The sequence below is a fragment of the Pseudomonas sp. HOU2 genome, from assembly GCF_040729435.1.
In the GTDB taxonomy this organism is placed as follows: domain Bacteria; phylum Pseudomonadota; class Gammaproteobacteria; order Pseudomonadales; family Pseudomonadaceae; genus Aquipseudomonas.
Genome location: NZ_CP160398.1, coordinates 1,975,776 through 1,988,713, shown reverse-complemented (window position 1 = coordinate 1,988,713; position 12,938 = coordinate 1,975,776). Strand labels below are relative to the sequence as shown.

Sequence of the window (12,938 nt, the reverse complement as noted above, 5' to 3'; positions counted from 1 at the left end):
TTTCAGATAGATCGCATTGGCAGGTTTTGGGGCCGCTGCGCGACCCAGCGGGAGCAAGCTCCCTCGCCACAAGGGCAAATCGGTGTTGCTTTTAGTGCTGCAGGATTTTCTCGAGGAAATGCTGCGCGCGTTCGGAGCGGGCGCTGATGTCGCCGAAGAATTCCTCTTTCGGGCAGTCTTCGATGATCTTGCCGGCGTCCATGAAGATCACCCGGTCAGCCACTTTGCGCGCGAAGCCCATTTCGTGGGTCACGCACATCATGGTCATGCCCTCGTGGGCCAGTTGCACCATCACGTCGAGCACTTCGTTGACCATTTCCGGATCGAGCGCCGAGGTCGGTTCGTCGAACAGCATGACGATCGGGTCCATCGCCAGCGCACGGGCAATCGCCACACGCTGCTGCTGACCGCCGGACAGTTGCCCCGGGTGCTTGTGCGCATGCGCCGACAAGCCGACGCGCTCGAGCAGTTGCAGACCTTTCTTGGTCGCCTCTTCCTTGCTGCGACCGAGCACCTTGATCTGCGCGATGGTCAGGTTCTCGGTGATGGTCAGGTGCGGGAACAGCTCGAAATGCTGGAACACCATGCCGACGCGCGAACGCAGTTTCGGCAGGTTGGTCTTGGAGTCGGCAATCGAGGTGCCGTCGACGACGATGTCGCCTTTCTGGAACGGCTCCAGCGCGTTGACGCACTTGATCAGGGTCGACTTGCCCGAACCCGACGGGCCGCAGACCACGATCACTTCGCCTTTCTTGACCTCGGTGCTGCAATCAGTCAGCACCTGGAAGTCGCCATACCACTTGTTGATGTTTTTGATAGAGATCATACGGCGAACCTTTTTTGCAGACGCTTGACCAGCAGCGAGGCGGAAAAGCTGATGATGAAGTAGACGACACCGGCGAAGATCAGGAACTCGTTGGAACGACCGATGATGTCGCCGCTGGAGCGGGCGGAGTTGAGGAAATCCACCAGGCCCACGGTGTAGACCAGCGAGGTGTCCTGGAACAGGATGATCGACTGTTGCAGCAACAACGGGGTCATCTTGCGGAACGCCTGGGGCAGGATGATCAGACGCATGGTCTGGCCATAGGTCATGCCCATCGCTTGCGCTGCGGCCATCTGGCCTTTGGGGATCGACTGCACGCCGGCCCGGACGATCTCGCAGAAGTACGCGGCTTCGAACATCATGAAGGCCACGACGCAGGAGGTGAACGCGCCGATCGGGGTGTCTTCGCCGGTGATCCAGCGCAGCACGAACGGCACCGCCAGGTAGAACCAGGTGATCACCAGCAGCAGCGGGATCGAGCGGAAGTAGTTCACGTAGGCGCCGGCGACCCGCGACAGCAGTTTGCTCGACGACAGGCGCATCAGCGCGAGGATGGTCCCCAGCACGATGCCGCCGATCACGCCCATGACCATCAGCTGCAAGGTCATGACCATGCCGTTCCACAGGCCCGGGATCGCGGGGATGATGCCGCTGAAATCGAAGTCCATTATTTACCCCCCACGGAGATCAGGCCGGGCACTGCGACTTTCTTCTCGACCATGCGCATCAGCAACATCAGGCTCATGTTCAGGGTGAAGTAGATCAGCGTGGCCAGGGTGAACGCTTCAAACAGGTTGGCCGAGAACTCGGCGGTCTGCTTGGTTTGCGCCAGCAGTTCCATCAGGCCGATCAGGGACGCCACGGAGGAGTTCTTGAAGACGTTGAGGAATTCCGAGGTCAGCGGCGGAATGATGATGCGGTAGGCCTGGGGCAGCAGCACGTTCCAGTAGATCTGCGGCAACTTGAAGCCCATGGCGCGGGCGGCGGATTCCTGACCGCGTGGCAGCGCCTGGATACCGGTGCGCACTTGCTCGCAGACCCGGGCGGCGGTGAACAGGCCCAGGCACACGACCACGCTCAGGTAGGCCGAGGTGGTCGGGTTCAGATCCTGTTTGTACCAGTCCTGCAGGTTCTGCGGCAGCAGGTCGGGCACCAGGAAGTACCAGATGAACAGCTGCACCAGCAGCGGCACGTTGCGAAACAGTTCGACGTAGCAGGTCGCGATGCCCGATACGATGCGGTTCGGCACGGTGCGCATGACCCCCAGAATGGAGCCCAGCAGCAAGGCGATGATCCATGCCACGACAGCGATGGCAATGGTCCAGCCCAGGCCGGCGATGTACCAGTCGAGATAAGTCTCGCTGCCCACGCCGGTGGACTTGAAGAACACGCCCCAGTCCCAGTTGTAATTCATTAGGGTCTCCCCTCGAAATCGATCGATGTACAAGCACCCGCTTGGGGAAGATCCTTTCCCGTCCGACGTTGAACGCCGGGCACACGCGATCGGCTCGAAAACCGCCAGGTCGAGTGTTCCACTGTGAAACCAGCAGGTAACAGACGCCTGAGGGAGGGTGGCTCCCTCAGGGGATAAGGTTAGTCAGGAATCAGCTTTTTACGTCAGGCGCCGGCTTGTCGCTTGGATTGGCGATCAGCTCTTTCACCTTGTCGCTCATCGGGAAGTTGAGGTTCAGGCCCTTTGGCGGAATCGCGGTTTCGAACCACTTCTTGTAGATCTCGTTGATCTTGCCGGATTTGTACAGGCCGACAATGGCGTCATCCACTGCCTTCTTGAAGGCCGGGTCGTCCTTGCGAACCATGCACGCGTAGGCTTCGAAGGATTGTGGAGTACCGGTGATGACCCAGTCGTCCGGCTTCTTGGCCTTGGCTTCTTCGCCGGCCAGCAGGGCGTCGTCCATCATGAAGGCAACGGCGCGGCCGCTTTCCAGCATGTTGAAGGATTCACCGTGGTCCTTGGCGGAGATGATGTTCATGCCCATCTGCTTGTCGGCGTTCATCGCTTTGATGATGCGCTCGGACGTGGTACCGGCAGTGGTCACGACGTTTTTGCCTTTGAGGTCGGCGAAGTCTTTGTAGGACGGGTTGCCATCCTTGTCTTTCTTGACCAGCAGACGGGTGCCGATTTCGAAGATGTTGACGGTGAAGTCGACTTGCTGGGCGCGCTCGGCGTTGTTAGTGGTGGAACCGCACTCGATATCCGCGGTGCCGTTCTGGATCAGCGGGATACGGGTTTGCGAGGTCACCAGGTTGTATTTGACCTGCAGGTCTGGCTTGTTCAGGTCTTTTTTCAGGGCTTCAACGATGGCCAGTTGAATGTCGTGGGAGTAGCCCACTGGCTTGCCGGAAGCATCCGCGATGTAGGAAAACGGGATGGAGCTGTCGCGGTGAGCGAGGGTGATAGTGCCGGAATCGTTGATTTTCTTCAGGGTGCCGGTGAGTTCGGCGGCGAAAACTGGCGTGCTGATCAGAGCGGCCGCAATGGCTGCGCCCAGGATATGGGGAACGATGCGCATCAAATTTTCCTCGAATTGTTTTTTTTATGGAGCCAGTTCGTCGGCCCTTTTGTGCTTCGAATGCCTGACGGCTCCTGAAGTGTTGGCACGGCAGGCATTCGTCGAGAGAGTGTAGAGCATGAGTCGTGCCAGAGCAGTCGCTAGTGGCTAATGGCTTGATTTATAAAGTGATTAAAGTTTTATGTCGGTGTTTTTGGCTGGAACTGATCCGGTTATCCGAATTGACCGGGAGGTCGCGTTCGGAAAACCGAACGCTGTTGTGGCGAGGGAGCTTGCTCCCGCTGGACTGCGCAGCAGGCCCGCTTTTATGAAAGGGCCGCTACGCGACCCAGCGGGAGCAAGCTCCCTCGCCACAGGTTCAATGTCCGGCGCGGATAAACAAAAAAGCCCCTGAATCTCTCAATTCAGGGGCTTTCGTTTAAGCGATGTTCAAATCATGCCGCTTCAATCTTGCGGTTCTGCTCGACCTTGCCCAGGTACGCCGCCAATTTCTCTTGCTCGGCCGGGGTGGTGAACAGGCCCAGTTTGCTGCGGCGCCACAGGATGTCGTGAGCGGTGGTGGCCCATTCTTCACTGCACAGGTAATCGACTTCACGGGTGTAGAGGCCGCCGCCGAGGTGTTCGCCCATGTCGGCCAGGGTTTCCACGCCTTCGAGCATGCGCCAGGTGCGGCTGCCGTAGGTGGTGGCCCAGCGGCGGGCGATCTCGGTCGGGACGAAGTCGAACTTGTCGCGAATCTGCGCGCTCAAGGCCTGCGGGGTGGTCATGTCTTCGCCGCCGGGCAGGGTCGCGGTGGCGGTCCAGCTCGGGCGCATCTGGGTGAAGTACGGCATCAGTTGGGCCATCGCCGACTCGGCGAGTTTGCGGTAGGTGGTCAGCTTGCCGCCGAACACTGACAGCAGCGGTGCTTCTTCGCCGCCACCGGACAGCGCCAGGGTGTAGTCGCGGGTCACAGCGGACGGGTTGTCGGATTCGTCATTGCACAGCGGACGGACGCCCGAGTAGCTGTGCTGGATGTCATCGCGGCTGATCTGCTTCTTGAAGTGGGCGTTGACCACTTTCAGCAGGTAATCGGTTTCGCCGTCGGTGATTGCCACTTTCGCCGGATCGCCGGTGTATTCACGGTCGGTGGTGCCGATCAGGGTGAAGTGGTTCAGGTACGGAATGGTGAAGACGATGCGCTGATCTTCGTTTTGCAGGATGTGCGCGTGATCACCTTCGTACAGTTTCGGCACGATGATGTGGCTGCCCTGAATCAGGCGGATGCCGTACGGCGATTCCATCTTCAGGTCGTCACGGATGAACTTGGCGACCCACGGGCCGGCGGCGTTCACCAGCGCCTTGGCGGTGATCGAAAACAGGCTGCCATCGGCGCGCTCCAGGCTCAGGTGCCACAGGCCCTTGGCGCGGCGGGCGCTGACGCAACGGGTCTGGGTGTGCACGTGGGCGCCTTTTTCCCGCGCGGCCATGGCATTCAGGACCACGAGGCGGGCGTCATCGACCCAGCAATCGGAGTATTCGAAGCCTTTGGTGATTTCGCTCTTCAGCGCGCTGTCGGCGCCGAATTTCAGGCTTTTCGAACCTGGCAGCTTTTCGCGCTTGCCGAGGTTGTCATAGAGAAACAGGCCGGCGCGAATCATCCACGCCGGACGCAGGTGCGGACGGTGCGGCAGCACGAAACGCATCGGCTTGACGATGTGCGGCGCCTTGGCCAGCAGCACTTCGCGCTCGGCCAGTGCTTCACGCACCAGTCGGAATTCGTAATGTTCGAGGTAGCGCAGGCCACCGTGGATCAGTTTGCTGCTGGCCGACGAGGTGTGGCTGGCCAGGTCATCTTTTTCGCAAAGGAACACCGACAGACCGCGACCGGCGGCATCCGCTGCGATCCCCACGCCATTGATCCCGCCGCCAATCACGGCAACATCGTAGATCTCGGAGATAGGGGGCGTACGCAAGGTAGAGGTGGACATCGGCTGGCCTCGGGCTCTTTTGATTTTCTGTCTTGGAAATCGAACATAAATGTTCATTTGCGAAAATGGTAGCCCATAAAGCCGCGCGCAGCCAGTCGCCTTCGATTGAAAAAACTCATCGAAGGGCGGCCAAAAGAAAATTTTCGAACATTATCAAGGCGCAGATGATCTTTGTGGCGAGGGAGCTTGCTCCCGCTCGGCGGCGGAGCCGTCGTACATCCGATGCGCAGGAAGTGGCTGGAGGCACTGGATTATATGGTTTTGGGGCCGCTTCGCAGCCCAGCGGGAGCAAGCTCCCTCGCCACAGGGGAGCTGCGCCAAGTGGGGGTTAAACGACTTCCAGACGAATCTTGTGCTGGCTCAGCAACTGCGCCAGCGCCGGCACGGGTTGCTGATCGGTCACCAGGCAATCGATCAGGCTGATCGGACCGAGGCGAATCATCGCGTTACGCCCGAACTTGCTCGAGTCCGCCGCCAGGATCACCTGTCGCGCATTGGCGATGATCGCCTGGGAAACCCGCACTTCCTGATAATCGAAGTCCAGCAGGCTGCCGTCTTCGTCGATGCCACTGATGCCCACCAGCGCGAAATCGACCTTGAACTGATTGATGAAATCCACACTCGCCTGACCCACCACACCGCCGTCACGACGCACATTGCCGCCGGTCAGCAGCACATCGAAATCATCCTTGGCGCTGAGCATCGAGGCGACGTTCAGGTTGTTGGTGATGATTTTCAGGTGACTATGGTTGAGCAGGGCGCGGGCAATCGATTCGGTGGTGGTGCCGATGTTGATGAACAGCGAGGCGTGATCGGGGATCTGCGCAGCGATGGCTTCGCCGATGCGTTGTTTTTCGTCGCGCATCTGGTCGGCGCGCATCGCGTAGGCGGTGTTTTCGACGCTGGAATCATAGGCCGCGCCGCCATGGTAGCGACGCAACAGATTGGCTTCCGCGAGCTGATTGATGTCGCGGCGGATGGTTTGCGGGGTAACAACGAACAGCGTCGCCATTTCCTCGATGCTCACATAGCCGCGTTCGCGGACCAGCTCGAGGATTTGCTGCTGACGGGGAGGCAGATTCATGGGGCTTCCTTTGGGCTGCCGTGCAAAATTTGCCCATGATGCCGCAGGAATCCGCTCCCGACCAGTTAGTTGCCTATCAGTCTCTGAAGGTTGGCTTATTCAGCGTCTTCACGCGCCCAGTCACGGGTGCGGCTGACGGCTTTTTTCCAGCCTTTGTACAGTTTCTCTTTCTCGACTTCTTCCAGGCTCGGTTCGAATTCGCGTTCGATCACAGCCTTGCCGCGCAGTTCTTCCAGGCTGCCCCAGAAGCCGCAGGCCAGACCGGCCAGATACGCCGCACCGAGAGCCGTGGTTTCGCGCATTTGCGGGCGCTCGACCTGGGTGCCGAGGATGTCGGCCTGGAATTGCATCAGGAAGTTGTTGGCGACCGCGCCGCCGTCCACGCGCAGCGCCTTGAGGCGTTCGCCGGAGTCCTGTTGCATGGCGTCGAGCACGTCGCGGGTCTGGTAGGCGATCGATTCCAGTGCGGCGCGGATGATGTGATCCACGCGCACGCCGCGGGTCAGACCGAACAGTGCGCCACGGGCATACGGGTCCCAGTAAGGGGCGCCCAGACCGGTGAACGCCGGCACCAGGTACACGCCGTTGCTGTCCTTCACTTTATTGGCGAAGTATTCGGTGTCGTGAGCGTCGTTGATGATCTTCAGTTCATCGCGCAGCCACTGCACGGTCGAACCACCGTTGAACACCGCGCCTTCCAGGGCGTAAGCCACTTCGCCACGCGGGCCGCAAGCGATGGTGGTGAGCATGCCGTGCTGCGATTTCACCGCTTTGTCGCCGGTGTTCATCAGCAGGAAGCAGCCGGTGCCGTAGGTGTTTTTCGCCTGGCCTGGCTCGACGCACATCTGGCCGAACAACGCCGCCTGCTGGTCGCCGGCGATACCGCCGATGGCGATGCCGCTCTTGGTGCGACCGTAGATTTCCGACGACGCTTTGACTTCCGGGAGCATCTCGCGCGGGATGTCGAGGATCTCCAGCATCTTCGAATCCCATTCCAGCGAATGGATGTTGAAGAGCATGGTGCGCGAGGCGTTGGTGTAGTCGGTGACGTGCACCTTGCCGCCGGTGAATTTCCAGATCAGCCAGCTATCGACGGTGCCGAACAGCAGTTCGCCGTTGCGCGCACGCTCGCGGCTGCCTTCGACGTTGTCGAGGATCCACTTCAGCTTGGTGCCGGAGAAGTACGGGTCGGTGACCAGGCCGGTGTTGTCACGGATGTAGTCTTCGTGGCCATCGCGTTTGAGCTGCTGGCAGATCTCGGTGCTGCGGCGGCACTGCCAGACGATGGCGTTGTACACCGGGCGGCCGGTGGTCTTGTCCCAGACCACGGTGGTTTCACGCTGGTTGGTGATGCCGATGGCGGCGACCTGATCGTGATGCAGACCGGCCTGGGCCAGTGCTTCGACCATCACCGCGCTCTGGGTCGCAAAGATTTCCATTGGATCGTGTTCGACCCAACCGGCTTGCGGGTAGTGCTGGGCGAATTCGCGCTGGGCGGTGCAGACCACGTTCGCGTCGCGGTCGAAAATGATCGCACGGGAACTGGTCGTACCCTGATCGAGGGCAATGATGTAGTTCTTGTTCTGAATGTCGGTCATGTCGATTGCCTTGGACGAAATAAGGGAGAGTGGGCCGTGGCGCGGGCTCGAAATGGGCAGGACCCCGCGCCGACTGTTTCAAGAAGTTCTTGGTTTGCCGTCAATGGCCGGTTCTGCATCCTTTGTAGCAGGTGTGGCGCCGGTCAGGTGACGGGCGATGAGCCCGCGATACCCGGCAGCGCCGAGGCAGGCACCGACAATCGGTGCAAAAATCGGAATCAGGAAGTACGGAATATCGCGGCCGCCAGTGAAGGAAATTTCACCCCAGCCGGCGAAGAAAGTCATCAGTTTCGGACCGAAGTCACGCGCCGGGTTCATCGCAAAACCGGTCAGCGGGCCCATCGAGCTGCCGATCACGGCAATCAGCAAACCGATCAGCAGCGGGGCCATCGGGCCTTTCGGCAGACCGTTGTTGTCGTCGGTCAGGGCCATGATCACACCCATCAGGATCGCGGTGATGATCATCTCGACAAGGAATGCCTGAGCTGTGGAGAGCACCGGATTGGGGAAGGTCGAGAATACCGAGGCCAGCTCAAGGCTGGCGGCGGTGCCACGCACCATTTGGTGAGTTTGTTCGTAATCGAAGAACAGGTTGCTGTACAGCGTGTACACCAACAGCGCGCCGCAGAAGGCGCCGGCGATCTGCGACAGGATATAGAACGGCAGTTTGCGCTTTTCGAAGTCGGCAAAAATGCTCAGGGCAATGCTGACAGCGGGGTTCAGATGCGCGCCGGAAACCCCGGCGGTGAGGTAGATCGCCATGCTCACGCCGACGCCCCAGATGATGCTGATTTCCCACAGGCCGAAGCTGGCGCCCGCGACCTTGAGCGCGGCGACACACCCGGTGCCGAAAAAGATCAGCAGTGCAGTACCCAGAAATTCGGCCAGGCATTGGCCCGATAGCGATGGTTGCGGTAAAGCAGTTGTCATTGAAAACCTCGATTTTTGTTGTTGTCTGGCGCATTTGCCGTCAGGGCAAGGCGCGATTTTCCCCGGGGCAGGATCCCCACCCTGTTCCCGGTTTACTGCTGGGTGCTGCGGTGACGATAATTCTTACATTATTCAGATTCGAAAAAATATAGACAAGAAACAAACCTGTCAAAGGTCGAAAGTGAACCATCGGTCACAATTAAACTATCAGCCTGCTGAATGATCCTGCGAATCGCCGCGACGATAGTCCGGCGATTCGCCTGCAGCGCCCGGAAAACGGGGCTTGCGCTAGAGCCTTTTGCGATGTGATGGCCTAGAATCCAGCGCAGGATTTTTCTGTTGATACCGAGCCTGGAGCTGCCATGACCCCTGCGTTGGACTTGTTGAAAAAAGTTCGTGCCGAACATCGCGTGCACAGTTACGAACATGACCCCAAGGCCGCGTCCTATGGGCTGGAGGCCGCAGAGAAACTGGCGCTGGAGCCGGCGCAGGTGTTCAAGACGCTGCTCGCAGCCAGCGAAAAAGGTGAATTGCTGGTGGCGGTGGTGCCGGTCGTCGGAAGCCTTGATCTCAAGGGCCTGGCCCATGCGGCAGGAGTGAAGAAAGTCGAAATGGCTGACCCGGCCGCGGCACAGCGCTCCACCGGTTATCTGTTGGGCGGTATCAGTCCGCTGGGGCAGAAGAAGCGTCTGCGCACCTTCATCGATAATTCGGCTCAGGGCTTTGCGACTATTTATGTCAGTGCCGGCCGACGTGGCCTGGAAGTCGAACTGGCGCCTGCGGTGCTGGCCGAACACACTCAGGCCAGATTCGCCGACATCGGTCGCGCGTAACACTCATTTCTGTATGAGGAAAATTGGCCGGTTCTGTCACTGGCGCTGAGCCGATCCGGGCGGCATGCTTCGCCGACTGACTCAGGGAGAAAGTTATGCAGCTCGAGTTTTATCAGGTGGACGCGTTCAGTGACCGGCCGTTCAGTGGCAACCCGGCCATGGTGTATCGGCTCGACGCATGGCTTGCGGATGAGCTGATGCAAAAGATCGCCGCCGAACACAATCTGGCAGAAACCGCGTTTGTGGTGCGCGAAGGTGCGGCGTGGCACATCCGCTGGTTCACCCCGACCACCGAGGTGCCGTTGTGCGGGCATGCGACGCTGGCCAGCGCTTATGTGTTGTTCGAGGTCTACAAGGAAAATGCCGAGCGGCTGGACTTCACCTGCAAGTCCGGGCCGTTGAGTGTCAGCCGCGAGGGCGGTCGTCTGTGGCTGGACTTCCCGTCGATTGTGCCGTCAGAGATTGGCGTGACGCTGGATGTCGAGCGTGCGCTAGGTGTCGAGGCTGTAGATGTGCTCGGTTCCAACGAATTGTTTGTGGTGCTGGAGTCGGAGCAGGCAGTGCTCGACTGCACGCCGGACATGGTTGCACTGGCGAAACTGCCATGGCTCGGAGCCATTGTGACCGCGCGCGGCAATCAGCACGATTTCGTCTCGCGCTACTTCGCCCCGGCGATCGGCATCAATGAAGATCCGGTCACTGGATCGACGCATTGCAGCTTGATTCCGTATTGGTCGAAACGTCTGGGCAAATCCAGTCTGACCGCGTGCCAGCGCTCGGCGCGGGGCGGGGAGTTGTTCTGTCGGCTGGAGGGGGAGCGGGTCAAGATTGGCGGGAATGCGACGCTGGTGGCCAGCGGCACGTTGATCCTCAGTTAAAAGCTAAAAGATCGCAGCCTTCGGCAGCTCCTACAGGGATTGATGTAGGAGCTGCCGCAAGCTGCGATCTTTTGATCTTTAAACTGCGGTGCTGTAGCGGCGGACGCCGTTTTCCACCGCCGGGATTTGTGCGGCGGTGCTGCCGGAGGCCTGGAACAGAACCAGATGTTCGGCGGCAACACGAATGCCTACCTCCGCGCCCACCTGATGGTCGGCATGGCTCGGAAAAATCGACTCCAGCTGTGCGCCCGTCGGCAGTTGCAGGCGATACAGAGTCGAGGCGCCAAGGAACGTCTTGCCAACGATCCGCGCTTTCAACCCGCTGTCCGGCGCATAAACGATGTCATCCGGACGCAACAGTACATCCACCGCACCACCCACCGGCCAGGTGTAGGCCCGGTTGCCGCGCAGTTCACCGAGCTCGGTCTGCACCGATTCCGGGCTGCCGAGCTGGCCGCGAATGAAATAACCCTGACCGATGAAGCTGGCAACAAACGGCGTGGCCGGCTCGTGGTAGAGGTTGTACGGCGTATCCCACTGCTCCAGCCGACCTTCCTTGAACACGCCAACGTGATCGCTGACGGCGAAGGCTTCTTCCTGATCGTGGGTCACCAGAATCGCACTGGTGCCGCGGGCCTTGAGGATGTCGCGCACTTCGTGGCTGAGCTTGCGGCGCAGTTCGCCATCGAGGTTGGAGAACGGTTCGTCGAGCAGCAGCAACTGCGGTTCCGGCGCCAGAGCGCGGGCGAGGGCGACACGCTGTTGCTGGCCGCCGGAGAGTTCGTGCGGGAAGCGTTTGCCGAGATTCTTCAGATTGACCAGTTCCAGCAGCTCTTCGGTGACGCGCTCCTTGTTCGGGTGCTTGCGGATGCCGAAGGCGATGTTGTCCGCGACGCTCAGGTGCGGGAACAGCGCGTAGTCCTGAAACACCATGCCGATCCGGCGTTTCTCCGGCGCCAGGGTGAAACCGGCGCTTGAGATGGTCTCGCCGCCGAGGGTGATTTCGCCTTCGTGCACCGGTTCGAAACCGGCGATGGCGCGCAGGGTGGTGGTCTTGCCGCAGCCGGACGAGCCGAGCAGGCAGCCGATGTCACCGGCGTTGAGGTGCAGATTGAGGTTCTGCACCACGCGTTGATCTTGATAGCCGCAAGCGAGGTTGCGCAGATTCAGCAGTAATTCATGGCTCATGCGTGGTGATATGCCGGTTCGACGAGGAACTCGAGCAGGGCCTTCTGTGCGTGGAGACGGTTTTCTGCCTGATCCCAGGCGACGGAACGCGGGTCATCGAGCAGGTCGAGGCTGATTTCTTCACCGCGGTGCGCCGGCAGGCAATGCATGAACAGCACATCTTCAGCCGCCAGATCGAGCAGGGCGCGGTTCACCTGAAACGGTGCGAACAACTTCAGGCGCTTGGCAGTTTCCTCTTCCTGACCCATCGAAGTCCAGACATCGGTGCTCACCAAGTGCGCACCGCGCACGGCATCCTGCGGATCACGGACGATGGTCACGCGATCGCCTGCACGTGCGACGAATTCAGGGTTGGGCTCATAGCCTTGCGGGCAGGCAACGCGCAACTGGAAGTCGAACTGGATTGCCGCTTCTATATAGCTGTTGCACATGTTGTTGCCGTCGCCGATCCACGCCACGGTCTTGCCCTGGATCGAGCCACGGTGCTCAAGGAAGGTCTGCATGTCGGCCAGCAACTGGCACGGATGCAGGTCATCGGACAAGCCGTTGATCACCGGCACGCGCGAGTTGGCGGCGAATTCGGTCAGGGTGCTGTGGGCAAAGGTACGGATCATCACCGCGTCGAGCATGCTCGACATGACGATGGCGCAGTCACCGATCGGCTCGCCACGGCCCAGCTGAGTGTCACGTGGCGAGAGGAAGATCGCCTGGCCACCGAGCTGGATCATGCCGGCCTCGAAGGAGATCCGGGTACGGGTCGAGGATTTCTCGAAGATCATCCCCAGGACGCGGTTTTTCAGCGGCTCGAACAGTACGCCGCGGTTACGCAGGTCCTTGAGCTCAACGCCTCGACGGATCACGCTGACCAGCTCTTCGGGCGTGCAATCCATCAGGGAGAGAAAGTGCCTTGCGCTCATCATTGACTACCTTTTTGCTACAGACCGCAGATGCTCAAAGCCTTGTTTAACGGAACAACGGGCGAGACCTGCGGCGTAAGCCGCACGGGGCGACGAAATAGGGGGAGGCGCGATATTGACACTAAATGTCGCGTTTTTCCAATAGGCTACGGTTTTTGCAGAAATGCGCCGGGGGAAAACAGG

The 12,938-nt window shown here is 60.0% G+C and carries 12 protein-coding genes; 2 read left to right on the top strand and 10 right to left on the bottom strand.

Annotated features, from left to right (window positions below; translation table 11 throughout):
• Positions 1–91 precede the first annotated feature (91 nt).
• The 8 genes from ABV589_RS08895 to ABV589_RS08860 form a co-directional block, all read right to left on the bottom strand.
• On the bottom strand, positions 92–826 hold the full coding sequence (locus ABV589_RS08895; RefSeq protein ID WP_007963947.1) for an amino acid ABC transporter ATP-binding protein: 735 nt from the start codon (positions 824–826) through the stop codon (positions 92–94).
• Positions 823–1,494: an ABC transporter permease subunit gene (locus ABV589_RS08890; RefSeq protein WP_007963949.1), complete on the bottom strand. Its 672-nt coding sequence runs from the start codon at positions 1,492–1,494 to the stop codon at positions 823–825. Before ABV589_RS08890 ends, ABV589_RS08895 begins: the two co-directional genes overlap by 4 nt.
• Positions 1,494–2,240 carry an amino acid ABC transporter permease gene (locus ABV589_RS08885; RefSeq protein WP_057012160.1) on the bottom strand — a complete coding sequence of 249 codons (747 nt, stop codon included), beginning with the start codon at positions 2,238–2,240 and terminating at the stop codon, positions 1,494–1,496. Before ABV589_RS08885 ends, ABV589_RS08890 begins: the two co-directional genes overlap by 1 nt.
• 190 nt (positions 2,241–2,430) lie before the next feature.
• Positions 2,431–3,357 (bottom strand): glutamate/aspartate ABC transporter substrate-binding protein, encoded by a 927-nt coding sequence (locus ABV589_RS08880; protein ID WP_367085593.1) that lies wholly within the window; start codon positions 3,355–3,357, stop codon positions 2,431–2,433.
• A gap of 434 nt (positions 3,358–3,791) precedes the next feature.
• Entirely contained in the window at positions 3,792–5,327 is a 1,536-nt protein-coding gene (glpD, locus tag ABV589_RS08875) for a glycerol-3-phosphate dehydrogenase (protein WP_123588586.1), read from the bottom strand.
• Positions 5,328–5,655: 328 nt separating this feature from the next.
• Entirely contained in the window at positions 5,656–6,411 is a 756-nt protein-coding gene (locus ABV589_RS08870) for a DeoR/GlpR family transcriptional regulator (protein WP_007963957.1), read from the bottom strand.
• A gap of 95 nt (positions 6,412–6,506) precedes the next feature.
• The gene (gene glpK / locus ABV589_RS08865) at positions 6,507–8,009 is read right to left on the bottom strand and encodes a glycerol kinase GlpK (RefSeq protein ID WP_367085592.1); all 1,503 of its coding nucleotides are present in this window, start codon (positions 8,007–8,009) and stop codon (positions 6,507–6,509) included.
• Between the two features lie 78 nt (positions 8,010–8,087).
• Entirely contained in the window at positions 8,088–8,939 is an 852-nt protein-coding gene (locus tag ABV589_RS08860) for an MIP/aquaporin family protein (protein ID WP_367085591.1), read from the bottom strand.
• A 362-nt stretch (positions 8,940–9,301) separates the two neighbouring features.
• On the opposite strand from ABV589_RS08860, the gene ybaK reads away from it, so the two are divergent.
• Both ybaK and ABV589_RS08850 read left to right on the top strand, forming a co-directional pair.
• Positions 9,302–9,772: a Cys-tRNA(Pro) deacylase gene (ybaK, locus tag ABV589_RS08855; protein ID WP_367085590.1), complete on the top strand. Its 471-nt coding sequence runs from the start codon at positions 9,302–9,304 to the stop codon at positions 9,770–9,772.
• Between the two features lie 95 nt (positions 9,773–9,867).
• Positions 9,868–10,650: a PhzF family phenazine biosynthesis protein gene (locus tag ABV589_RS08850; protein ID WP_367085589.1), complete on the top strand. Its 783-nt coding sequence runs from the start codon at positions 9,868–9,870 to the stop codon at positions 10,648–10,650.
• Positions 10,651–10,728: 78 nt separating this feature from the next.
• On the opposite strand, the gene ABV589_RS08845 is transcribed toward ABV589_RS08850, so the two are convergent.
• Positions 10,729–11,838, bottom strand: coding sequence for an ABC transporter ATP-binding protein (locus ABV589_RS08845; RefSeq protein ID WP_329696641.1), 1,110 nt, complete (start codon positions 11,836–11,838; stop codon positions 10,729–10,731).
• Positions 11,835–12,755, bottom strand: coding sequence for an ornithine carbamoyltransferase (gene argF / locus ABV589_RS08840; RefSeq protein WP_095136949.1), 921 nt, complete (start codon positions 12,753–12,755; stop codon positions 11,835–11,837). The genes ABV589_RS08845 and argF overlap by 4 nt, the downstream gene beginning before the upstream one ends.
• Positions 12,756–12,938: the final 183 nt, after the last annotated feature.

Bases quoted from the DNA above. Each gene is read 5' to 3' on its own strand.
- ABV589_RS08895 (WP_007963947.1), bottom strand. From the start codon at position 826: ATGATCTCTATCAAAAACATCAACAAGTGGTATGGCGACTTCCAGGTG.
- ABV589_RS08890 (WP_007963949.1), bottom strand. From the start codon at position 1,494: ATGGACTTCGATTTCAGCGGCATCATCCCCGCGATCCCGGGCCTGTGG.
- ABV589_RS08885 (WP_057012160.1), bottom strand. From the start codon at position 2,240: ATGAATTACAACTGGGACTGGGGCGTGTTCTTCAAGTCCACCGGCGTG.
- ABV589_RS08880 (WP_367085593.1), bottom strand. From the start codon at position 3,357: ATGCGCATCGTTCCCCATATCCTGGGCGCAGCCATTGCGGCCGCTCTG.
- glpD (WP_123588586.1), bottom strand. From the start codon at position 5,327: ATGTCCACCTCTACCTTGCGTACGCCCCCTATCTCCGAGATCTACGAT.
- ABV589_RS08870 (WP_007963957.1), bottom strand. From the start codon at position 6,411: ATGAATCTGCCTCCCCGTCAGCAGCAAATCCTCGAGCTGGTCCGCGAA.
- glpK (WP_367085592.1), bottom strand. From the start codon at position 8,009: ATGACCGACATTCAGAACAAGAACTACATCATTGCCCTCGATCAGGGT.
- ABV589_RS08860 (WP_367085591.1), bottom strand. From the start codon at position 8,939: ATGACAACTGCTTTACCGCAACCATCGCTATCGGGCCAATGCCTGGCC.
- ybaK (WP_367085590.1), top strand. From the start codon at position 9,302: ATGACCCCTGCGTTGGACTTGTTGAAAAAAGTTCGTGCCGAACATCGC.
- ABV589_RS08850 (WP_367085589.1), top strand. From the start codon at position 9,868: ATGCAGCTCGAGTTTTATCAGGTGGACGCGTTCAGTGACCGGCCGTTC.
- ABV589_RS08845 (WP_329696641.1), bottom strand. From the start codon at position 11,838: ATGAGCCATGAATTACTGCTGAATCTGCGCAACCTCGCTTGCGGCTAT.
- argF (WP_095136949.1), bottom strand. From the start codon at position 12,755: ATGAGCGCAAGGCACTTTCTCTCCCTGATGGATTGCACGCCCGAAGAG.